General features: G+C 71.6%; 19 protein-coding genes. 10 read left to right on the top strand and 9 right to left on the bottom strand.

The genetic code is table 11. The annotated features are described in order from the left end of the window. Positions 1 to 163 precede the first annotated feature (163 nt). The 6 genes from AS857_RS25370 (at position 164) to AS857_RS25345 (ending at position 8,196) form a co-directional block, all read left to right on the top strand. Positions 164 to 2,512 (top strand): SulP family inorganic anion transporter, encoded by a 2,349-nt coding sequence (locus AS857_RS25370; protein WP_058045550.1) that lies wholly within the window; start codon positions 164 to 166, stop codon positions 2,510 to 2,512. Positions 2,513 to 2,608: 96 nt separating this feature from the next. Beyond that, entirely contained in the window at positions 2,609 to 4,651 is a 2,043-nt protein-coding gene (gene acs, locus AS857_RS25365) for an acetate--CoA ligase (RefSeq protein WP_420823963.1), read from the top strand. A gap of 189 nt (positions 4,652 to 4,840) precedes the next feature. Next, the gene (nhaA, locus tag AS857_RS25360; protein WP_058045548.1) at positions 4,841 to 6,238 is read left to right on the top strand and encodes a Na+/H+ antiporter NhaA; all 1,398 of its coding nucleotides are present in this window, start codon (positions 4,841 to 4,843) and stop codon (positions 6,236 to 6,238) included. 66 nt (positions 6,239 to 6,304) lie between these two features. Next, positions 6,305 to 6,772, top strand: coding sequence for a phage holin family protein (locus AS857_RS25355; protein ID WP_058045547.1), 468 nt, complete (start codon positions 6,305 to 6,307; stop codon positions 6,770 to 6,772). Next, positions 6,769 to 7,800, top strand: a complete 1,032-nt coding sequence (locus AS857_RS25350; protein ID WP_173864804.1) for an alpha/beta fold hydrolase — start codon at positions 6,769 to 6,771, stop codon at positions 7,798 to 7,800. The genes AS857_RS25355 and AS857_RS25350 overlap by 4 nt, the downstream gene beginning before the upstream one ends. A gap of 183 nt (positions 7,801 to 7,983) precedes the next feature. Further along, a complete protein-coding gene (locus AS857_RS25345) occupies positions 7,984 to 8,196 on the top strand; it encodes a hypothetical protein (RefSeq protein ID WP_058045546.1) in 213 nt (70 codons plus the stop codon). Between the two features lie 115 nt (positions 8,197 to 8,311). On the opposite strand, the gene AS857_RS25340 is transcribed toward AS857_RS25345, so the two are convergent. From AS857_RS25340 to nth, 3 genes are all read right to left on the bottom strand, one after another. Further along, entirely contained in the window at positions 8,312 to 9,511 is a 1,200-nt protein-coding gene (locus AS857_RS25340; protein WP_058045545.1) for a MarP family serine protease, read from the bottom strand. Positions 9,512 to 9,592: 81 nt separating this feature from the next. Next, positions 9,593 to 10,276: an NUDIX hydrolase gene (locus AS857_RS25335; RefSeq protein WP_058045544.1), complete on the bottom strand. Its 684-nt coding sequence runs from the start codon at positions 10,274 to 10,276 to the stop codon at positions 9,593 to 9,595. Further along, entirely contained in the window at positions 10,273 to 11,061 is a 789-nt protein-coding gene (gene nth, locus AS857_RS25330) for an endonuclease III (protein WP_245700491.1), read from the bottom strand. Before nth ends, AS857_RS25335 begins: the two co-directional genes overlap by 4 nt. Before the next feature lie 352 nt (positions 11,062 to 11,413). Here nth and AS857_RS25325 point away from each other — a divergent pair, with 352 nt between their 5' ends. Beyond that, positions 11,414 to 12,088 carry a Crp/Fnr family transcriptional regulator gene (locus AS857_RS25325; protein ID WP_030367278.1) on the top strand — a complete coding sequence of 225 codons (675 nt, stop codon included), beginning with the start codon at positions 11,414 to 11,416 and terminating at the stop codon, positions 12,086 to 12,088. 205 nt (positions 12,089 to 12,293) lie between these two features. On the opposite strand, the gene AS857_RS25320 is transcribed toward AS857_RS25325, so the two are convergent. The 4 genes from AS857_RS25320 to AS857_RS39185 all read right to left on the bottom strand — a co-directional run bounded on the left by AS857_RS25320 (position 12,294) and on the right by AS857_RS39185 (position 14,763). Continuing rightward, positions 12,294 to 13,127 (bottom strand): MBL fold metallo-hydrolase, encoded by an 834-nt coding sequence (locus AS857_RS25320; protein WP_058045542.1) that lies wholly within the window; start codon positions 13,125 to 13,127, stop codon positions 12,294 to 12,296. Continuing rightward, complete coding sequence (locus tag AS857_RS25315) at positions 13,124 to 14,011, bottom strand: NUDIX hydrolase (protein WP_058045541.1); 888 nt, start codon at positions 14,009 to 14,011, stop codon at positions 13,124 to 13,126. The genes AS857_RS25320 and AS857_RS25315 overlap by 4 nt, the downstream gene beginning before the upstream one ends. Positions 14,012 to 14,143: 132 nt before the next feature. Continuing rightward, positions 14,144 to 14,608, bottom strand: a complete 465-nt coding sequence (locus tag AS857_RS25310) for a RidA family protein (protein WP_058045540.1) — start codon at positions 14,606 to 14,608, stop codon at positions 14,144 to 14,146. Then, positions 14,605 to 14,763, bottom strand: a complete 159-nt coding sequence (locus AS857_RS39185) for a Sp36 family protein (protein ID WP_086785308.1) — start codon at positions 14,761 to 14,763, stop codon at positions 14,605 to 14,607. The genes AS857_RS25310 and AS857_RS39185 overlap by 4 nt, the downstream gene beginning before the upstream one ends. 159 nt (positions 14,764 to 14,922) lie before the next feature. Here AS857_RS39185 and bagA point away from each other — a divergent pair, with 159 nt between their 5' ends. Next, on the top strand, positions 14,923 to 15,915 hold the full coding sequence (gene bagA, locus AS857_RS25305; RefSeq protein WP_058045539.1) for an ATPase BagA: 993 nt from the start codon (positions 14,923 to 14,925) through the stop codon (positions 15,913 to 15,915). Next, positions 15,912 to 17,456, top strand: coding sequence for an ATPase BagB (bagB, locus tag AS857_RS25300; protein WP_079110617.1), 1,545 nt, complete (start codon positions 15,912 to 15,914; stop codon positions 17,454 to 17,456). Before bagA ends, bagB begins: the two co-directional genes overlap by 4 nt. Before the next feature lie 79 nt (positions 17,457 to 17,535). Here bagB and AS857_RS25295 read toward each other — a convergent pair whose 3' ends face one another. Next, the gene (locus AS857_RS25295; RefSeq protein WP_058045538.1) at positions 17,536 to 17,871 is read right to left on the bottom strand and encodes a WhiB family transcriptional regulator; all 336 of its coding nucleotides are present in this window, start codon (positions 17,869 to 17,871) and stop codon (positions 17,536 to 17,538) included. A 384-nt stretch (positions 17,872 to 18,255) separates the two neighbouring features. Between AS857_RS25295 and AS857_RS25290 the strand changes: the two genes are divergently transcribed. Next, complete coding sequence (locus tag AS857_RS25290) at positions 18,256 to 20,496, top strand: transglycosylase domain-containing protein (protein WP_058045537.1); 2,241 nt, start codon at positions 18,256 to 18,258, stop codon at positions 20,494 to 20,496. Positions 20,497 to 20,623: 127 nt separating this feature from the next. On the opposite strand, the gene AS857_RS25285 is transcribed toward AS857_RS25290, so the two are convergent. After that, complete coding sequence (locus AS857_RS25285) at positions 20,624 to 21,088, bottom strand: GatB/YqeY domain-containing protein (RefSeq protein ID WP_058045536.1); 465 nt, start codon at positions 21,086 to 21,088, stop codon at positions 20,624 to 20,626. Positions 21,089 to 21,267 lie beyond the last annotated feature (179 nt).

Raw genomic sequence — 21,267 nt, 5'->3', positions numbered from 1 at the left:
TATTCGACCCGTCACCTTTCCTCGCCTCTTTACTCTCCATTACGATTCGTTTACCGAGAGTTGAGTTAACGACCCGCCACCGCAGCCGCTCCCGCCGCTGCGCGCCGTGTCCACGGCCGCGTCTTCACCGCATTCGCGCCGCCCGACGAAGACGGGAACGACCATGCAGCCTCAGCCCCCATCGACACACCGTCCGCCGGCAGCCGAAGGCAGCGGCCCGCCAGCTCCCGACCAGTCCACCTGGCGCCGGGATCTCTCCGCTTCCCTCGTCATCTTCCTGATCGCCGTCCCGCTCTCCCTGGGCATTGCGCTGGCCACCGGAGCCCCGCTCCAGGCCGGGCTGGTGGCGGCGGCGGTCGGCGGCATCGTCGCGGGCCTGCTGGGGGGCGCGCCGCTCCAGGTCAGCGGTGCCGCAACAGGCCTGGTCGTGGTGACCGCCGAGCTGGTCGGGCAGTACGGCTGGCGGGCCACCTGCGCGATCACGGCCCTCGCGGGCCTGATGCAATTCGCCCTCGGCGCCGCCCGGGTGGCGCGCGGCGCACTGGCCGTCAGCCCGGCGATCGTGCACGGCGTACTCGCGGGCATCGGTGTGACGATCGCGCTCGGCCAGCTCCACGTCGTCCTGGGCGACACGCCGAACAGCTCCGCGCTGGAGAATCTGGCCGCGCTCCCCTCGGAGCTGAGCCATCCGCACCCGTCGGCCCTGCTGGTCGGAGCCGTCACCGCGGCCGTGCTGGTGGCCTGGCCCCGGCTGCCCGGCCGGGCCGGGCAGTGGCTGCGTACGGTCCCCGCGCCCCTCGCCGCCGTCGCCGCCGCCACCGGAGTGAGCACCGGCATGCCCGTGCCCCGCGTCTCCCTCCCCGAATGGCGGTTGCAGGCGCTGCCCGCCCTGCCGGACGGGCCGGTGCTGGGCATCTTCGCGGCCGTGCTGACGGTGACGCTCGTGGCGAGCATGGAATCCCTGCTGTCCGCCGTGGCCGTGGACCGGCTGCGTGCCGAGCGCGCAGGCATGCAGGAGGGCCCGGCCGACCTCGACCGCGAGCTCGCGGGCCAGGGCGCCGCCAATGTCGTCTCCGGACTCCTGGGCGGCCTGCCGATCGCCGGCGGCGCGATCCGCGGATCGGCGAACGTGGAGGCGGGTGCCGCTTCCCGCAAGTCCACCGTGCTGCACGGGCTGTGGGTGCTGCTCTGCGCCGGCCTGCTCACGACGGTCCTGGAGCTGATCCCGCTGGCGGCCCTGGCCGCTCTGGTGATGGTGGTGGGAGTGAAGATGGTGAGCTTCGCGCACATCAAGCACGTACAGCGGCACCGCGAGTTCCCCATGTACGCGTCCACGCTCGGGGCCGTGGTGCTGTTCGGCGTCCTGCAGGGGGTCGCCGTCGGCATCGTGGTCACGGCGTTCTTCTCCCTGCGGCGGCTCGCCTACACGCGCATCACCGTGGAGCAGGACGGAGCCGCCCACATGGTCCGCGTCAGCGGCCAGTTGACCTTTCTGGCGGTTCCGCGGCTGAGCCGCGCGCTCGCCCAGATCCCGGCGGGAGCCGTGGTGATCGTCGAGCTGGGCGGCTCCTTCATGGACCACACCGCTTACGACACCCTGCAGTCGTGGACCAATGCCCACCGCGCGCGGGGCGGATGGGTCACCCTCAGGGGCCGCGGCGGGCGCCCGATCGCCGAGCCGGTCAGCACACACGCGTGCCGCCCCTGGACGCCCTGGCGCAATCACCACTGCACCCGGCCGTCCGTTCCGGCGGATGCCCCCGCGCCGGGCGGCGGGCAGCAACTTCTGGGCGGGGTGAGCGCATTCCAGCGCAACACCGCCCCGCTCGTACGGGACGAGCTGGCGCGGCTCGCCCGCGAGGGCCAGTGCCCGACGCAGCTCTTCCTCACCTGTGCCGACTCCCGGCTGGTCACCAGCATGATCACCTCCAGCGGGCCGGGCGACCTCTTCACCGTGCGCAACGTGGGCAATCTGATCCCGCCGCCCGCCACGGACGGCTCCTGCGACTCCGTCGGCGCCGCAGTGGAGTACGCGGTCGAGGTGCTGAAGGTCGGCAGCATCACCGTGTGCGGGCACTCGGGGTGCGGCGCGATGCAGGCGCTGCTCGACTCGGCCGTCCAGAGCACCACGGGCCGGAGCCCCGCGGGCCGCGGCGACGGCATGGCATCCGGTGGCAAGGCGCCCGCCGACCCGCAGACGCCGCTCGTGCGCTGGCTGCGGCACGGCCGTCCGAGCCTGGCCAGAATGCAGCGGATCGGGCGGCTCGGCCGCGGCGAGGTGGCGATGGCGGACCGCCCCGTGGCGGACGCCCTCGAAAGGCTCGCGCTCGTCAACGTGATGCAGCAGCTCGACCACCTGATGGCTCACGACTGCGTCGCCCGCCGGGTGGCCGAGGGGTCGCTCCAGCTCCACGGCATGTACTTCCACGTGGGCGAGGCCCAGGCCTATGTGCTGGACCCGCCCTCGCGCACCTTCACGGCCGTACGCCCCGAGGTCCTCGACGCCGTCTGACCCCTGCGTCGCCCGGCCCCACCATCAGGCTTTCTACAGGTCTAAACCAATTTTTATCAACAGCCCTTGTCAGGGTGTGCCCCGGGCTGGTGAGCTATGCCCCGGGACACTACGGGCACCCACCGGGCGCAGCACGGTCACCCAACGGGCACCCTGGGAAAGGGAGATGTCGTGAGCAACGAGAGCCTGGCCAACCTCTTGAAGGAGGAGCGCCGCTTCGCACCGCCTGCCGCCCTGGCCGCGAGCGCCAACGTCACCGCGGAGGCGTACGAGCAGGCGAAGGCTGACCGGCTGGGCTTCTGGGCCGCGCAGGCCCGCCGCCTGAGCTGGGAGACCGAGCCGACCGAGACCCTCGACTGGTCGAACCCCCCGTTCGCCAAGTGGTTCGCCGACGGCAAGCTCAACGTCGCGTACAACTGCGTCGACCGCCACGTGGAGAACGGCTTGGGCGACCGCGTCGCGCTGCACTTCGAGGGCGAGCCCGGCGACACCCGCACCATCACCTACGCCGACCTCCAGCGCGAGGTCTCCAAGGCCGCCCACGCCCTCACCGAGCTGGGCGTCCAGGCGGGCGACCGGGTCGCCATCTACCTGCCGATGATCCCCGAGGCCGTCGTCTCGATGCTCGCCTGCGCCCGCATCGGCGCCCCGCACTCGCTGGTCTTCGGCGGCTTCTCCGCCGACGCCCTCGCCACGCGCATCAACGACGCCGACGCCCGCGTCGTCATCACCGCCGACGGCGGCTACCGCCGCGGCAAGCCCTCCGCCCTGAAGCCCGCCGTGGACGAGGCCCTCACCCGCCCCGGCACGGAGAACGTCCGCAGCGTCCTCGTCGTCCGGCGCACCGGCCAGGAGGGCATCGGCTGGACCGAGGGCCGTGACGTGTGGTGGCACGACCTCGTCGACCGCCAGCCCGAGCAGCACACGCCGCAGGCGTTCGACGCCGAGCACCCGCTCTTCATCCTCTACACCTCGGGCACCACGGGGAAGCCGAAGGGCATCCTGCACACCACCGGCGGCTATCTCACCCAGGCGTCGTACACCCACCACGCCGTCTTCGACCTCAAGCCCGAGTCGGACGTGTTCTGGTGCACCGCCGACGTCGGCTGGGTCACCGGCCACTCGTACATCGTCTACGGCCCCCTCAGCAACGGCGCCACCGAAGTGCTCTACGAGGGCACGCCCGACAGCCCGCACCAGGGCCGCTGGTGGGAGATCGTCCAGAAGTACGGCGTCACGATCCTCTACACCGCGCCGACCGCGATCCGCGCCGCCATGAAGTGGGGCGACGACATCCCGGCCAAGTTCGACCTGTCCAGCCTGCGCATCCTCGGCTCGGTCGGCGAGCCCATCAACCCCGAGGCCTGGGTCTGGTACCGCAAGCACATCGGTGCCGACCGCACCCCGGTGGTCGACACCTGGTGGCAGACGGAGACGGGCAGCATGATGATCAGCCCGCTGCCCGGCGTCACCGAGACCAAGCCGGGCTCGGCACAGGTCCCGCTCCCCGGCATCGCCGCCACCGTCGTCGACGACGAGGCCCACGAGGTCCCCGACGGCCACGGCGGCTACCTCGTCCTCACCGAGCCGTGGCCCTCGATGCTCCGCACCATCTGGGGCGACGACCAGCGCTACCTCGACACCTACTGGTCCCGCTTCGAGGGCAAGTACTTCGCGGGCGACGGCGCCAAGAAGGACGACGACGGCGACATCTGGCTGCTCGGCCGCGTGGACGACGTCATGCTCGTCTCCGGCCACAACATCTCCACCACCGAGGTCGAGTCGGCCCTCGTCTCGCACCCGAAGGTCGCCGAGGCGGCCGTCGTCGGCGCGACCGACCCGCAGACCACCCAGGCGATCTGCGCCTTCGTCATCCTGCGCGGCGACGCCGACGCCGGGGAGGAGGGTCTGGTCGAGGAGCTGCGGGCGCACGTCGCCAAGCAGCTCGGCCCGATCGCCAAGCCCAAGCGGATCCTCCCGGTCGCCGAGCTGCCCAAGACCCGCTCGGGCAAGATCATGCGCCGGCTCCTGCGCGACGTCGCGGAGAACCGCGCCCTGGGCGACGTCACCACCCTGACCGACTCCTCCGTCATGGACCTCATCCAGTCCCAGCTCCCCTCGGCGTCCAGCGAGGACTGACCGAGGAGCAGTGATCCCCAGGAAGGGCGCCCGGCAGCAGCCGGGCGCCCTTTCGCTCGTTTCGAGTCACTCGTTCCGGTTAAGGTAGGGAGTGGTCGCGTAAAAAATGCGACAAGAATCAGAGGCGCGCCGGGAAGTCTGGTCGGCACACAGCACACGTGTACCCGACGACCCTGGAGGTCCCCCGCCGTGGCCGCGCCCAAGAACCGCCGTTCCGTATTCCTCGGCCGGTTGCCGCTGCCCGAGCGGAACTTCCTCGCCGATGCCCTGCGTACCGAGACCGTGGGCGGCGTGCTCCTGCTCGTCGCCGCCGTCGCCGCGCTGATCTGGGCGAACACCCCGCTGCGCGGCAGCTACGAGACCGTGCGCGACTTCCACTTCGGGCCGGGCTCGCTGGGGCTGAACCTCTCCCTCCAGCACTGGGCGGCCGACGGCCTGCTCGCCGTCTTCTTCTTCGTCGCGGGCATCGAGCTCAAGCGCGAGCTGGTCGCCGGCGAGCTGCGCGACCCCAAGGCGGCGGTGCTGCCCGTCGTCGCCGCGATCTGCGGCATGGCCATGCCCGCGATCGTCTATCTCACGGTCGCCGCCGGCGGAAACGGTTCCACGGCCGGCTGGGCGGTGCCCACCGCCACCGACATCGCCTTCGCCCTGGCCGTCCTGGCCGTCATCGGCACGGCGCTGCCTTCGGCGCTGCGCGCGTTCCTGCTCACCCTCGCCGTCGTCGACGACCTGTTCGCGATCCTGATCATCGCGGTCTTCTTCACCTCGGGCCTGAACTTCGCGGCCCTCGGCGGCGCCGTGCTGGGACTGGTCGTCTTCTGGCTCCTGCTGCGCAAGGGCGTCCGCGGCTGGTACGTCTACGTGCCACTGGCATTCGTCAACTGGGCCCTGATGTACAACAGCGGCGTCCACGCGACCATCGCGGGCGTGGCCATGGGCCTGATGCTGCGCTGCCACCGCCACGAGGGCGAGCGGCACTCCCCCGGCGAGCACATCGAGCACATCGTGCGCCCGCTCTCGGCGGGACTGGCGGTGCCGCTCTTCGCGCTGTTCTCCGCGGGTGTGGTGGTCTCCGGCGGCGCGCTGTCGGACGTCTTCACCAAGCCCGAGACGCTGGGTGTCGTCCTCGGTCTGGTGGTCGGCAAGGCGGTCGGCGTGTTCGGCGGGACGTGGCTCGCGGCCCGGTTCACCCGGGCCGAGCTCAACCCGGACCTGAAGTGGCCCGACGTGCTGGCCGTCGCCTCGCTCGCGGGCATCGGCTTCACGGTCTCGCTGCTGATCGGCGAGCTGGCCTTCGGCACGGACCCGGTCCTGGCCGACGAGGTCAAGGCGGCCGTGCTCGTCGGGTCGCTGATCGCCGCGGTCGTGGCGAGCGTCCTGCTCAAACTGCGCGACAACAAGTACAGGAAGCTGTGCGCGGACGAGGACCGCGACGACGACCAGGACGGCATCCCCGACATCTACGAGCAGGACAACCCGGCCTACCACCTGCGGATGGCGGCGATCCTCGAGGCGAAGGCCGCCGAGCACCGCAGGCTGGCCGAAGTCGCCTCCGGGCACACCACCCGTGACGATGGTCCGGCATGATCTGAGAGTCTTTACATCCGCCGAAAGCCCGCGGATGACGTGGCGACGAAGATGAGGGAGCAGCCGATGAGCGCAGCCGACGACGGTGCGAACGGTGCGAACCGCACTCTCGGCCAGCTGGTGGCTACGGCCACCACCGAGCTGTCCGCGCTGGTGCACGACGAGATCGCACTGGCCAAGGCCGAGCTGCGGCAGGACGTCAAGCGGGTCGGCATCGGCGGTGGCGCGATCGGCGCGGCCGGGACGCTCGCGCTCTTCTCGCTGCCCGTGCTCAGCTTCGCGGCCGCGTACGGCATCCACAACCTGGGCCTCGGGCTCGCCTGGTCGTTCCTGATCGTCGGCGGTGCGTTCCTGCTGATCGCGGCGCTGCTCGGGCTGCTGGCGGTGGCCAAGTTCAAGAAGGTGAGCAAGCCCGAGAAGAGCATCGCCTCGGCGAAGCAGACGGCCGCGGTGCTGGGCACCGTCAAACCGCACCCGCGTCCTCTCACCGACACGAGCCCCGCCGACGCATCTGTGACACGCTCGACCGTATGACGGTGCCCGAAACCCCCGCAGCGACCGCGTCACCCGACCCCGCCTCCTCGGCCACCCCTGCCGCCCCGGCGGGCCCGGCCCTGCCGGGGCCGGCTCCGACGGGTGTCCCGGGGGGTTCCGCCACGTCGGTCGTGCGTCCCGAGGGGCCCTGGGTCCACCGGGACGTCGCGGCGAACGGCGCACGGTTCCACATCGCCGAGATGGGCGACGGGCCGCTGGTCCTGCTGCTGCACGGCTTCCCGCAGTTCTGGTGGACGTGGCGCCACCAGCTGCCCGCGCTCGCCGAGGCGGGGTTCCGGGCCGTGGCCATGGACCTGCGCGGGGTGGGCGGCAGCGACCGTACGCCGCGGGGCTACGACCCGGCCAACCTCGCCCTCGACATCACGGGCGTGATCCGCTCCCTGGGCGAGCCGGACGCCGCGCTGGTCGGCCACGACCTCGGCGGCTACCTGGCGTGGACGGCGGCCGTGATGCGGCCCAAGCTGGTCCGCAGGCTCGCGGTCTCCTCCATGCCGCACCCGCGCCGCTGGCGCTCGGCGATGCTCGCCGACCCCAAGCAGAGCTCGGCCGGCAGCCACATCTGGGGCTTCCAGCGGCCGTGGATCCCGGAGCGGCGGCTGGTCGCCGACGACGCGGCACTGGTGGGGCGTCTGGTGCGGGAGTGGTCGGGGCCGCGTCAGCCGGAGGACGAGGCCGTGGACACCTACCGGCGGGCGATGACGATCCCGTCGACGGCGCACTGCTCGATCGAGCCGTACCGCTGGATGGTGCGGTCGATGGCGCGGCCGGACGGCATCCAGTTCAACCGGCGCATGAAGCGGCCCGTACGGGTGCCCACACTGCATCTGCACGGTTCCCTCGATCCGGTGATGCGTACGCGCAGCGCCGCGGGCTCCGGGGAGTACGTGGAGGCGCCGTACCGCTGGCGGCTGTTCGACGGCCTGGGCCACTTCCCCCACGAGGAGGACCCGGTGGCGTTCTCGACGGAGCTCGTGAACTGGCTCAAGGACCCCGAGCCGGACCGGTAAAGGGCAGCCGGAAGGCCTCCGCCGGGCCGGTTCCGGGCAGGTGACGGGCTGCTCCGGCACGCCTCCCGCACCGCACAGCGGGCAGGAACGTCCGTTCTTCGAACGGCCAATTGCCCGACGCATAGGCCAACTGAGGGACCCCCGGGCGATTACCGACCTTTCGGCCCGGGCACAGAGCACGGTATGGGCTGGACGCACGACTACCGTGACGTGACTCAGGAGCGGGGCGCCGAGGGCGACGCCGCGCTGATCGTGAGCGAGCTGCCGGAGAGGACCGGGAGGGGTGAGCACCGGCCGTCCGCCGGCCACGATCCGCGCATCGGCATTCCGCGCATCATCCGCCGCCGCGCCCGCTGGGTGTCGGCGCGGCTTCGCCATCACCCGCGCAGCCGCTGACCGCACATCCGCCGGCTGCGCAGCCGCTGACCGCCCGGCCGGTGCGCCTCGCCCGGCCGGTGCGCGTGACCCGGGTTGACCCCGGCAAGTTCCCGGAGGGCCCCTCAGGAGGGCCTCAGAGGGCGCAGCCCTGGGTGTTGACCCGCTCGGTCGCCCGGCGGCCGCTGGTGGCGTCGCCGCGCACCTCGTCCGCCGTGAGGGCGTAACCGGTCTCGGCGTCGTCGAGGGACTTGGCGAAGACCACCCCGTAGACCCGGCCGTCCGGTGTGAGCAGGGGCCCGCCGGAGTTGCCCTGGCGGACGATCGTGTAGAGCGAGTACACATCGCGGCGGACGTTGCCGCGGCGGTAGATGTCCGGGCCGTTCGCCTGGACGCGGCTGCGGACGCGCGCGGCGCGCACGTCGTAGGAGCCGTTCTCCGGGAAGCCGGCCACGATGGCGCCCTTGCCGCTCTCCGCATCGGCCTCCGCGAACCGCAGCTCGGGCGCTTCCAGGTCCGGCACGTCCAGCACGGCGATGTCGCGCTTCCAGTCGTAGAGGACGACCTTCGCCTCGTACTGCCGGCCCTGGCCGCCGACCTGCACGGTCGGCTCGTCGACGCCGCCGACGACGTGGGCGTTGGTCATCACGCGCTGCGGGGCGAAGACGAAGCCGGTGCCCTCCAGGACCTTGCCGCAGCTGGGCGCGGTGCCGACGACCTTGACGATGCTGCGCTGGGCCTCCGTGGCGACGGGGCTGCCCGCGAGCGCGGGGTCGGGGGCGGGCACGTTGGTGATCGGCTCGGTGGAGAAGGGCGCGAAGACCTGCGGGAAACCGTTCTGCGCGAGGACGGTGCTGAAGTCCGCGAACCAGGTGTTGGCCTGCGGGGGCACCACGCGGGCGACGCCGAGGAGCACCTTGGAGTTGCGGACCTCCTTGCCGAGCGTCGGCAGGGAGGTGCCGGCGAGGGCGGAGCCGATCAGCCAGGCCACCAGCAGCATCGCCAGGACGTTGACGAGCGCGCCGCCGGTGGCGTCCAGGGCGCGGGCCGGGGACCAGGTGATGTGGCGGCGGAGCTTGTTGCCCAGGTGGGTGGTGGCGGCCTGGCCGACGGAGGCGCACACGATGACGATGACGACGGCCGCTATGGCGGCGGCGGTGCCCGGGGTGGCCTCGCCGGTGGCGCTGTCCCAGATGACGGGCAGCAGATAGACCGCCACGAGACCGCCGCCGAGGAACCCGATCACCGACAGCACACCGACCACGAAGCCCTGGCGGTAGCCGACGACGGCGAACCACACGGCGGCGACCAGCAGCACGATGTCCAGCACGTTCACCGGGTATGCCTCGCAATGATGTCGTCTGCGGTGTCGCCGGCCCGGGGGACGGCGGGGGCCGGGATCACCGTCTCATGTCCGTCAGGAACGCCAGTCCAGCGGGACCTGCCGTTCGCGGTCCCAGGGGCGCTCCCAGCCGGCGTAGTGCAGGATCCGGTCGATCACGCCTGCGGTGAAGCCCCAGACGAGGGCGTCCTCGACCAGGAAGGCCGGGCCGGTGTGACCGCTCGGGTGTATCGCGGTGGCCCTGTTCTCCGGGTCGGTCAGGTGGGCCACCGGGACGGTGAAGACCCGGGCGGTCTCGGCCTTGTCGACCGGCTTGACCGGGGTCGGCTCGCGCCACCAGCCGAGGACGGGGGTGACGACGAAGCCGCTCACCGGGATGTACAGCTGGGGCAGGACGCCGAAGATCTGGACGCCCGAGGGGTCGAGCCCGGTCTCCTCCTCCGCCTCGCGCAGGGCGGCCCGCACCAGCCCGCCGGAGGCCGGGTCGCCGTCCTCCGGGTCGAGGGCGCCGCCGGGGAACGACGGCTGCCCGGCGTGCGAGCGCAGCGTCCCGGCCCGCTCCAGGAGGAGCAGCTCCGGGCCCTTGGGGCCGTCACCGAAGAGGACGAGCACGGCGGACTGCCGGCCGCCGGTCTCCGGCGGCAGGAAGCGGCTGAGCTGATGGGGCTCGATCGTCTCCGAGGCGCGCGCCACCGGCTCCAGCCACCCGGGCAGCCCCTCGGCGGTGACCGTGGCTCCTCGGCCGTACGTGCTCGTCATGCGTCGCCTCCCAGCGGCGGGGCCGGCAGGCCCGGGTAGTCGGGCGGGGGCTTGAGCCGCTGACCGGGCTTGCCGCCCTTCTCGTACTTCAGGAGCTTGCTGGCCTTCTCGGGATCCGTCTCGCCCTCCCCGTACGAGGGGCAGAGCGGGGCGATCGGGCAGGCACCGCAGGCCGGCCGGCGGGAGTGGCAGATGCGCCGGCCGTGGAAGATGACGCGGTGCGAGAGCATGGTCCACTCGCTCTTGGGGAAGAGCGCGCAGATCTCGGCCTCGACCTTCTCGGGGTCGGTGGCGTCGGTCCACTTCCAGCGCCGTACGAGCCGCCCGAAGTGGGTGTCCACAGTGATCCCCGGCCTGCCGAAGGCATTGCCGAGGACGACGTGGGCGGTCTTCCGGCCGACGCCGGGGAGGCTGACGAGATCCTCTATGCGGCCGGGCACCTCTCCGCCGAAGCGGTCGCGGATGGCGGCGGACAGGCCGATGAGCGACTTGGCCTTGGCGCGGAAGAAGCCCGTGGGCCGGATGAGCTGTTCCAGCGCCTCGGGGTCGGCGGCGGCCATGTCCTCCGGCGTGGGATAGGCGGCGAAGAGGGCCGGGGTGGTCTGGTTGACCCGCAGGTCCGTCGTCTGGGCGGAGAGGACCGTGGCGACCAGGAGCTCGAAGGGATTCTCGAAGTCGAGCTCGGGGTGGGCGTAGGGATAGACCTCGGCGAGCTCGCGGTTGATGCGGCGGGCACGGCGGACGAGAGCAGTGCGGGATTCCGGCTTCGCCGAAGCCTTGGTCACCCGCTTCGCCGCCTTTGCGGAAGATTCGGAAGATGCACTTCCGCTTTCCTTTTTGTCCTTGCTTGCGACTTTCGCCGCCCCCGTAGGCGCGCGTTCGCCCACAGCGGAATTACGAGGCGGAGTCACCCTTCCAGCCCCCTTGCCCTGTGCTCTCACCGGCGTATTGGACACCCGGCCAGACTAAGCCCCACCACTGACATCCGGCCCTCACGCAGGAAAACCACAGCCCAATCGGACCCCTGCCGTAGGGCTTCGGGCGACGATGCGCGACACTTGTGTTTGATCACACAGTTTTACCGACGGGCATCATGGGGACCACGGTCCTCTGTGCATGTCGACAAGGAGAGAACTCGTGGACGACGTTCTGCGGCGCGCCCCGCTTTTCGCGGCGCTCGATGACGAGCAGGCCGCTGAGCTGCGCGCCTCCATGGGCGAGGCCACCCTCGCGAGGGGCGACGCCCTGTTCCACGAAGGGGACCCCGGCGACCGCCTCTACGTGGTGACCGAGGGCAAGGTGAAGCTCCACCGCACCTCCCCCGACGGCCGCGAGAACATGCTGGCCGTCCTGGGCCCCGGCGAGCTCATCGGGGAGCTGTCGCTCTTCGACCCCGGGCCGCGCACCGCCACCGCCACCGCCCTCACCGAGGTCAAGCTGCTCGGCCTCGGCCACGGCGACCTGCAGCCCTGGCTCAACGCCCGCCCGGAGGTGGCCACCGCACTGCTGCGCGCCGTCGCCCGCCGGCTGCGCCGCACCAACGACTCGATGTCCGACCTCGTCTTCTCGGACGTCCCCGGCCGCGTCGCCAAGGCCCTGCTCGACCTGTCGCGCCGCTTCGGCGTGCAGTCCGAGGAAGGCATCCACGTGGTGCACGACCTCACCCAGGAGGAGCTGGCCCAGCTCGTCGGCGCCTCCCGCGAGACGGTCAACAAGGCCCTCGCCGACTTCGCCGGCCGCGGCTGGCTGCGTCTGGAGGCCCGTGCGGTGATCCTCCTCGACGTGGAGCGGCTCGCGAAGCGCTCCCGCTGACGCAAGCCGTGCGGGGCGTGCACACCGCACGCCCCGGGCGCACGGCCCAACGGGAGCGCCCTCCGGCGCGCCCACAAGCTCGGAAGGCCCCTGCCGGGAACGGCAGGGGCCTTCGGCATGCCCTGGGGTCATGAGCCATGCGCTCGTCATCAGCCATGCGCTCGTCATGAGCGCACAGGGCGGCGACGGCGACGCGGAGCGCCGCTCACTGGATCAGCCCGTGCTCCCCCAGATACTCCAGCTGCGCCCGTACGGACAGCTCCGCGGCCGGCCACAGCGAGCGGTCGACGTCCGCGTAGACGTGGGCGACCACTTCCGCGGCCGAGCGGTAGCCGTTCTCCACGGCGGTCTCCACCTGGGCCAGCCGCTTCGCCCGGTGCACGAGGTAGAAGTCGATGGCACCGCGCGCGTCGTCGAGGACCGGGCCGTGCCCGGGAAGGATCGTCTGCACGTCCTCCTCCACGGCGAGCGCGCGCAGCCGGCGCAGGGAGTCGAGGTAGTCGCCGAGCCGGCCCTCGGGGTGGGCGACGACCGTCGTGCCGCGGCCCAGCACCGTGTCGCCGGTGAACAGCGCCCGGTCGGCGGGCAGGTGGAAGCACAGCGAGTCGGCGGTGTGGCCCGGCGTGGAGAGCACGTGCAGCTCCAGGCCGCCGGTGGTGACCACGTCACCGATGCCGAGGCCCTCGCCGCCCAGGCGCAGCGCCGGGTCCAGGGCCCGTACGCGGGTGCCGGTCAGCTCGGCGAAGCGCGCGGCGCCGTCGAAGTGGTCGGGGTGACCGTGGGTCAGCAGGGTGAGGGCGACGCGCTTCCCGGCGGCCTCGGCGGTCGAGATAACGGCCTGCAGGTGGGTGTCGTCCAGCGGCCCGGGATCGATGACGACGGCGAGGTCGGAGTCCGGTTCGGCGACGATCCACGTATTGGTGCCGTCGAGCGTCATGGCGGAGGGGTTGGGCGCGAGGACGCAGGTCGCGCGGGCGGTCGCCGGACCGCCGATGGCCCCTGCGCGCGGGCGGCCGGGGAGTTCGGTCGCGGATGTCATCGGTCGGCCTCCGAAGGTCCCGAGGGTTTGCCGGCGACGCGCCGGGTGAATTCGTCGTGTCCGGGCCAGCTCAGCACGATCTCCTCCCCTTCGAGCCGCGCTCGGGCCAGGACGGGGGTGAGATCCCTGTCACGCGCGGCGGTCAGCGCTTCGGCGGCGCTGCCGTAGGGGCGCAGCTCGCGCAGCGTGGAGATGGTGGGCGGCATCATCAGCAGCTCGCCGCGGTCGAAGCCGTCGGCCGCGTCGGCGGGGCGGATCCACACCGTACGGTCCGCCTCCGTGGAGGCGTTGCGGGTGCGCTGCCCCTCGGGGAGCGCGGCGACGAAGAACCAGGTGTCGTAGCGGCGCGGTTCGAACTCGGGCGTGATCCAGCGCGCCCAGCCGCCCAGGAGGTCGCTGCGCAGCAGCAGGCCGCGCTGCACGAGGAAGTCGGCGAACGACAGCTCGCGGCTGACGAGGGCGGCCCTCTCGGCCTCCCACTCGGGGCCCGTGGTGTCCGCGACGACCGTGCCGGGGGTGGGCCCGGCGAGCAGCACCCCGGCCTCCTCGAAGGTCTCCCGGACCGCGGCGCAGACGATGGCCTGGGCCGAGGCGGCGTCGACGCCCAGGCTCCGGGCCCACTGCGCGGGGGCCGGTCCGGCCCAGGGCACGTCCCGCTCGTCGCGCGAGTCGACGGAGCCGCCCGGATACGCGTACGCGCCTCCGGCGAAGGCCATGGAGGCGCGTCTGCGCAGCATGTGGACGGCGGGGCCGTCGGCTCCGTCGCGCAGCAGCAGGACGGTCGCGGCACGGCGGGGGCTCACGGGGTGGAGCTCCCCGCGCGTGAGCGCTCTGATCCGGTCCGGCCACTCCGGCGGATACCACTGGCCGTTCGAAGTCGACATGGCCGGATGCTATGCGCTCGCGCGCGGATGTTCGAGGGGACGACGCCCGTAGCGGACCGGGGCGGCCGGGAGGTGCCCGGACCCGGTCCGGCCGCTACTCGGCCGCCGGCCCGCTCAGGAGCCGGTCCCGGATCAGTCCCGGACCTCGACGACGATCTCGACCTCGACCGGCGCGTCCAGCGGCAGCACCGCGACGCCGACGGCAGAGCGGGCGTGCACGCCCTTCTCGCCGAGCACCTCGCCGAGCAGCTCGCTGGCACCGTTGAGGACACCCGGCTGGGCGGTGAAGTCGGGGGCGGAGGCGACGAAGCCGACGACCTTCACCACGCGCACGATCCGGTCCAGGTCACCGATGACCGACTTGACGGCGGCCAGGGCGTTGAGCGCGCAGGTCGCCGCGAGCTCCTTGGCCTGCTCGGCGCTGACCTCGGCGCCGACCTTGCCCGTCACGGGGATGGAGCCCTTGACCATCGGCAGCTGGCCCGCCGTGTACACGTAGGCCCCGGACCGCACGGCCGGCTGGTAGGCGGCGATCGGCGGCACGACGTCCGGCAGGGTCAGGCCGAGCTCGGCGAGCCGGCTCTCGACGGCGCTCACGGCTTCGGCCGCTTGAGGTAGGCCACCAGCTGCTCGGGGTTGTTCGGCCCCGGCACGACCTGGACGAGCTCCCAGCCGTCCTCGCCCCAGGTGTCCAGGATCTGCTTGGTCGCGTGCACGAGCAGCGGCACGGTGGCGTATTCCCATTTGGTCATAGGCCGACTGTAATGCCTCGCGCCGACAGCCCCGGCCGGGCCCGTCCACGGGTCGTCCATGCGGGCGTGGCCGAGCGCCGGCGCACCCTCGCCGTTCGAACAGCCTCATGTCGCCACCTGCCGCCACAAGGCCGTCGGAAAGGAATTAGGCTCCGAATCATGAGCAGGCTCCATGTCGTCAGCGGCAAGGGCGGAACCGGCAAGACCACGGTCGCCGCGGCACTCGCGCTTGCCCTCGCCGCCGAGGGCAAACGCACTCTCCTGGTGGAGGTGGAAGGCCGGCAGGGCATTGCCCAGCTGTTCGAGACGGAGGCGCTGCCCTACGAGGAGCGCAAGATAGCCGTGGCGCCGGGCGGGGGCGAGGTGTTCGCCCTGGCCATCGACGCCGAGCGGGCGCTCCTCGACTACCTGCAGATGTTCTACAAGCTCGGCAGCGCCGGCCGGGCGCTGAGGAAGCTCGGCGCCATCGATTTTGCGACAACCATCGCACCCGGGCTGCGCGACGTCCTGCTCACCGGAAAGGCCTGCGAGGCGGTGCGCCGCAAGGACCGCACGGGCCGCTTCGTCTACGACCACGTCGTCATGGACGCCCCGCCCACCGGCCGCGTCACCCGCTTCCTCAACGTGAACGACGAGGTGGCCGGCCTCGCCCGGATCGGCCCGATCCACAACCAGGCGCAGGCCGTCATGCGGGTACTCAAGTCACCCGAGACGGCGGTGCACTTCGTGACGCTGCTGGAGGAGATGCCCGTCCAGGAGACGTGCGACGGCATCGCGGAGCTCCGCGCGGCGGGCCTTCCCGTGGGCGGCGTCGTCATCAACATGGTGCGGCCGGAGATCCTGGACGCCGAGGCCGTGGAGGCCGCTGCGAACGGGCAGCGGGCCGCCGTGGCGCAGGCCCTCTCGCACTCCCTGGAGCGCACCGGCTTCGGCGGCGCGCGCAACCCCGGCCTCGCCGAGCAGCTCGTCGATCCCCTGCTGGCCGAGGCCCGCGAGCACATCGAGCGGCTCGCCCTGGAGCACCGCGGGCGCGCCGGCATAGCGGAGCTCGGCCTCCCCACGTACGAACTGGAACTGCTCGGCGACGGCGTTGACCTGGCGGGGCTGTACCGCATGGCGCGCGAACTGCGGAAGCAAGGAGTGGCCCGTTGACCGCACATCTGCCGGCCCAGCGGAAGGGCCTCGACGCCGCGTCCGTCCTCGCCGTCGACCCCGTCCTGGACAATCCCCGCACGCGCATCGTCGTGTGCTGCGGCTCCGGCGGCGTCGGCAAGACGACCACTGCGGCGGCCATCGGCCTGCGGGCGGCGGAGCGCGGCCGGAAGGTCGTCGTCCTGACCATCGACCCGGCGCGCAGGCTGGCGCAGTCGATGGGCATCGAAGAGCTCGACAACGTGCCCCGCCGGGTGCCCGGCATCGACACGTCCGCCGGCGGCGAGCTGCACGCCATGATGCTCGACATGAAGCGGACCTTCGACGAGATCGTGGAGGCCCACTCCGACAAGGAGCGCGCCCGGGCGATCCTCGAGAACCCCTTCTACCAGTCCCTGTCGGCCGGTTTCGCGGGCACGCAGGAGTACATGGCCATGGAGAAGCTCGGCCAGCTGCGCTCCCGCGACGAGTGGGACCTGATCGTCGTGGACACCCCGCCGAGCCGCTCCGCGCTCGACTTCCTGGACGCTCCCGGGCGCCTCGGGTCGTTCCTGGACGGCAAGCTCATCAAGCTGCTGGTCGCTCCGGCGAAGCTCGGCGGGCGGGCCGGGATGAAGTTCCTGGGCGTCGGCATGTCCGTGATGAGCGGGCCGCTGAACAAGCTGATGGGGGCCCAGCTCCTCCGGGACGTCCAGACGTTCGTGGCGGCCATGGACACCATGTTCGGCGGCTTCCGCACGCGCGCGGATGCCACGTACCGGCTGCTGCAGGCCCCCGGTACGGCCTTCCTGGTCGTCGCGGCGCCGGAGCGGGATGCGCTGCGCGAGGCGGCGTACTTCGTGGAGCGGCTGGCCGCGGAACGGATGCCGCTGGCGGGGCTCGTCCTCAACCGGGTGCACGGCAGTGCGGCCGATCAGCTCCCGGCGGACCGGGCGCTCGCCGCGGCCGAGGCCCTGGCGGAAGGGCTCCCGGAGCGGCCTGCGAAGGCGCCGGAGGCGCCCCCGGGCGCGGCTTCGGACACGACCCCGGAAGGAACATCGGAAAATCTTGCCGACGGCGGCATTGTGGATCGTGAGAGCGGGCAAGCTGGCTCACGTACCGCCCGCGTCGCAGGAACCGGCGCTCCCACGGTCCCGTCCCCTCCCGAGAGCGGCCTCCCCCAGCCGGCATCCTCAGGAGATCCGGACACAGATCCGGGCACAGATTCGAACACAGCTTCAGCGGCTTCAGCGGCTTCAGCGGCCGACGATGCTTCGAAGACCGCGGCCGGTCTGCTGCGGCTGCACGCCGAGCGCATGCAGGTGCTCGCCCGCGAGCGGCGCACGCGTGACCGCTTCACCGCTCTGCACCCGGAGGTCGCGGTGGCGGAAGTGGCCGCCCTGCCCGGTGATGTGCACGACCTGGCGGGACTGCGGGAGATCGGCGAGCGCCTCGCCGTCCAGCCTGCCGCCACCGCCTCCGTGGATGCCCCCGCGGATGCCTCTGAGAACGCCTCTACGGGCCCGTCGGGCGCCGAAGCGAGCACCGTCGACGCGGAGTGAGCCGAGCGCTGCACATGCCCCGCGCGTGGGGGCTACGGACGCCTCGCGCCTGCGGGAATCTCCGCCGGCCGGCCGTCGCCTACCCGACGGCGGCGTAGTCGCCGTACTCGTCGTCGCCGAGGGACAGGATTCCCGCCCCGCGCTCGTATTCCGTGCGGGCGGTCTCCAGGAGCCTGCGCCAGGAGGTGACCGTCGGCCTGCGCCGCAGCAGCGCCCTGCGCTCGCGCTCGGTCATCCCGCCCCACACGCCGAACTCGACGCGGTTGTCCAGCGCATCCGCCAGACACTCCGTGCGCACCGGGCATCCGGTGCATACCGCCTTGGCCCTGTTCTGTGCAGCGCCCTGAACGAATAGTTCATCCGGATCGGTAGTGCGGCAGGCTGCCTGCGCACTCCAGTCGGTTACCCAGCCCATGCTGGCGCCGTCCTCTCCCGAATCGGGGCTCCCCCACGGCGGCAGCGGCATATTCACCGTTGCCAGTTGAGGACGTTACGGAAGGCGGGCAGGGGGCAACACCCCCTTCGGGCCCAATCTTGGATGGCCCGAACGGACTATGCGTACGCGGCAGATCACCCAACGGAGTGAGCGGACGACATTACCGACTAACTCGTCATATCGGGGCAGGTCACCCGGGTCGGATAACCCAGAGAGTGACACCGACGGCAATACGGACACCTCTCATCACCCACAAGAGTGAGAGTGGAGATGATGCTGAATCACACCGCAGTGACTGGCGTGAAACAGCGTAGGCGAACACACGGGCGTCTGTCCGCCGAATGAGAACGTAGGCTTCCCTCCATGGGTAAGAAGCGCTCGGGCGAGGGGTCCAACAGGACCCGGATGGCCGCCAAATTCCTCGGTGTCAGCGTGCTCTCCGGAGCGGTTCTGGCGGGCCTGGCCCTGCCTGCCGTCGGGGCATTCGGCCTAGTGGCCAAGGAGTCGGTCGAGGGGTTCGACGAGATCCCGGCCAGTATGAAGACCCCACCGCTCAGCCAGCGCACCACAATCCTGGACTCCGAGGGCGGTGAAATCGCCAAGGTCTACTCCAGAGACCGTACGGTCGTACCGCTGAACGAGATCTCCCCGTACATGCGGAAGGCGATCGTCGCCATCGAGGACGCGCGCTTCTACGAGCACGGCGCGATCGACCTCAAGGGCGTGCTCCGGGCGCTCAACAAGAACGCGCAGTCGGGCGGCGTCTCCGAGGGCGCCTCCACGCTCACCCAGCAGTACATCAAGAACATCTTCGTGGAGGAGGCCGGCGACGACCCCGACAAGGTCGCCGTGGCCACCCAGCAGACCCTCGGCCGCAAGGTCAAGGAGCTGAAGTACGCCATTCAGGTGGAGAAGGAGCTCGGCAAGGACCGGATCCTCAACAACTACCTGAACATCACCTTCTTCGGGCAGCAGTCCTACGGCGTCGAGGCCGCCTCCCAGCGCTACTTCAGCAAGCGCGCGAAGGACCTCACCCTGGCGGAGTCGGCGATGCTGGCCGGCATCGTGCAGTCGCCGAGCCGCTACGACCCCGTGAACGCCCCGAACGAGGCGACCAAGCGCCGCAACACCGTGCTGCAGCGCATGGCCGAGCTCAAGGTGGTGACCCCGGAGGAGGCCGCAGCCGCCAAGGCAGAGCCCCTCAAGCTCAAGGTCACCCGGCCCAAGAGCGGCTGCATCACCGCCGTGAACGGCGCCGGCTTCTTCTGCGACTACGTCCGCGAGGTCTTCCTCAAGGACCCGGCCTTCGGCAAGACCAAGGAGGCGCGGGCCAAGCGCTGGAACGAGGGCGGCATGACGATCCGCACCACCCTCGACCCGCAGACGCAGAAGTCCGTCCAGAAGTCGATCACCGACCACGTCTACCAGTCCGACCCGGTGGCCACCGCGATCTCGATCGTGCAGCCCGGCACCGGCAAGGTGCTCGGCATGGGCCAGTCGCGCCCGTACGGCTTCGGCGACCACCAGACGCAGATCAACCTCTCGGCCGACAAGAACCGGGGCGGGTCGAACTTCGGCTTCCAGACCGGCTCCACCTTCAAGCCGATCCTGGCGGCGGCCGCCCTGGAGGAGGGCATCTCGCCCAACAAGTCGTACTCGTCGCCCTACCAGATGGCCTACCCGGACACCGTGGACACGTGCACCGGCACCTGGAAGAACTCCGGCGGCGAGACCGTCAGCAACGAGAACCGGAGCGAGGTCGGCCCGTACGGGATGCGGGAGGCGACCGCCAAGTCGGTCAACACCTACTTCATCCAGATGATCGGTGACATCGGCACCTGCCCGGTGACGAAGATGGCGGCGAAGCTCGGCCTCGAGCCGGCCTCCGGCGCCGACATGGACCAGGTGCCGTCGATCGCGCTCGGCACGCAGGGCATGTCCCCGCTCACCATGGCCGCCGCCTACGCGGCCTTCGCCAACGGCGGCACGTACTGCACGCCCGTCCTGATCAACGCGGCCACCGGTCCGAACGGCAAGAGCCTGCCGGTCCCGAAGAGCAAGTGCTCGCGCGCCATGTCCGAGCAGACCGCCGACACGGTCAACACGCTCCTCAAGGGCGTCGTCGAGGACGGTACGGGCAAGGAGGCCGGTCTGGACGGGCGCGACAGCGCGGGCAAGACCGGTACGACGGACGGCCGCAAGGCCGCCTGGTTCGTCGGCTACACGCCCAACATGGCCGGTGCGGTCTGGGTCGGCGGCCCGGGCAAGGACGTCGAGATGGAGAACATCACCATCGGCGGCCAGTACCACGACAAGGTCTACGGCGGCGACACCCCCGGCCCGATCTGGCGCGACGCCATGGCGGGCGCCCTGGAGGGCAAGGAGGCCCCGACCTTCGACACCGTCGCGGTCGGCGGCGGCGAGCGCGGCGACTCCGGCAGGGGCGGTAACGCCGGCAGCGGGCGCGGCAAGAACAAGCCGGGCGCCGGCGGCAACAAGCAGGGCGGCGGGAACAGCAAGCCGGGCGGCACCGGCACCGGCAAGACCGGTGGCACCACCGGGCGGCACAGCCAGCCGGGGACGGGCCTGGACGGCGGCCGCTGAGGCGGTGCCCGATCGCCTGATCCGCAGCTGGGAAGCGAATGAAGGAGGGGCGCCCGGACCGAATCGGTCCGGGCGCCCCTCCTTCGTGTCTGTGTGGACGTGCCGGTCTGTGTGGACGTACCGGCGATCAGCCCGCGAGGAGCCGCTTGACCTCCGCGGCGACGCGGCTGCCCTCGGCGCGGCCGGCGACCTTGGGGTTCACGATCTTCATGATGGCGCCCATGGCCTTCGGCCCCTCGGCACCGCCGGCCTTGGCCTCGGCCACGGCCTCGGCGACGATCGCGGCGAGCTCCTCGTCCGACAGCTGCTTCGGCAGGTAGGTGGCGAGCACCTCGCCCTCCGCGCGCTCCCGCTCGGCCTGCTCGGGGCGGCCGCCCTTGTCGAACGCGTCCGCGGCCTCGCGGCGCTTCTTCGCCTCGCGGGTGATCACCTTCAGCACCTCGTCGTCGGAGAGCTCACGGGCGGACTTGCCCGCGGTCTCCTCGTAGGCGACGGCGGAGAGGGTGAGCCGGAGGGTGGAGGAGCGCAGCTCGTCACGCGCCTTGATGGCGGCGGTGAGGTCGTCGTGCAGCGTGGACTTGAGCGTGGTCATGCCGCAATCTTCGCATTCGGCGGCGGGTGACGCCCCGCATTAACGCCGTGGGGCGGCGGGGCGGGGGCAACTCCCGCGGGGCGCACGCGACATCGGCCCGCGACACTGCCCTCGACACGACCCTGGATCTGACCCGCGGCACCGGCACGGGTCCGGCCCGGCACCGGCCCGGATGCCGG

The organism is Streptomyces roseifaciens, from assembly GCF_001445655.1.
In the GTDB taxonomy this organism is placed as follows: Bacteria; Actinomycetota; Actinomycetes; order Streptomycetales; family Streptomycetaceae; genus Streptomyces; species Streptomyces aureoversilis.
The sequence above is the reverse complement of the archived record's forward strand: the minus strand, read 5'-3'. Positions and strand labels throughout refer to the sequence as shown.

Excerpts from the sequence above, each read along its gene's own strand:
- AS857_RS25370 (WP_058045550.1), top strand. The coding sequence starts at position 164 with ATGCAGCCTCAGCCCCCATCGACACACCGTCCGCCGGCAGCCGAAGGC.
- acs (WP_420823963.1), top strand. The coding sequence starts at position 2,609 with ATGCCCCGGGACACTACGGGCACCCACCGGGCGCAGCACGGTCACCCA.
- AS857_RS25355 (WP_058045547.1), top strand. The coding sequence starts at position 6,305 with ATGAGCGCAGCCGACGACGGTGCGAACGGTGCGAACCGCACTCTCGGC.
- AS857_RS25350 (WP_173864804.1), top strand. The coding sequence starts at position 6,769 with ATGACGGTGCCCGAAACCCCCGCAGCGACCGCGTCACCCGACCCCGCC.
- AS857_RS25345 (WP_058045546.1), top strand. The coding sequence starts at position 7,984 with ATGGGCTGGACGCACGACTACCGTGACGTGACTCAGGAGCGGGGCGCC.
- AS857_RS25335 (WP_058045544.1), bottom strand. The coding sequence starts at position 10,276 with ATGACGAGCACGTACGGCCGAGGAGCCACGGTCACCGCCGAGGGGCTG.
- AS857_RS25320 (WP_058045542.1), bottom strand. The coding sequence starts at position 13,127 with ATGACATCCGCGACCGAACTCCCCGGCCGCCCGCGCGCAGGGGCCATC.
- AS857_RS25315 (WP_058045541.1), bottom strand. The coding sequence starts at position 14,011 with ATGTCGACTTCGAACGGCCAGTGGTATCCGCCGGAGTGGCCGGACCGG.
- AS857_RS39185 (WP_086785308.1), bottom strand. The coding sequence starts at position 14,763 with ATGACCAAATGGGAATACGCCACCGTGCCGCTGCTCGTGCACGCGACC.
- bagA (WP_058045539.1), top strand. The coding sequence starts at position 14,923 with ATGAGCAGGCTCCATGTCGTCAGCGGCAAGGGCGGAACCGGCAAGACC.
- AS857_RS25295 (WP_058045538.1), bottom strand. The coding sequence starts at position 17,871 with ATGGGCTGGGTAACCGACTGGAGTGCGCAGGCAGCCTGCCGCACTACC.
- AS857_RS25290 (WP_058045537.1), top strand. The coding sequence starts at position 18,256 with ATGGGTAAGAAGCGCTCGGGCGAGGGGTCCAACAGGACCCGGATGGCC.
- AS857_RS25285 (WP_058045536.1), bottom strand. The coding sequence starts at position 21,088 with ATGACCACGCTCAAGTCCACGCTGCACGACGACCTCACCGCCGCCATC.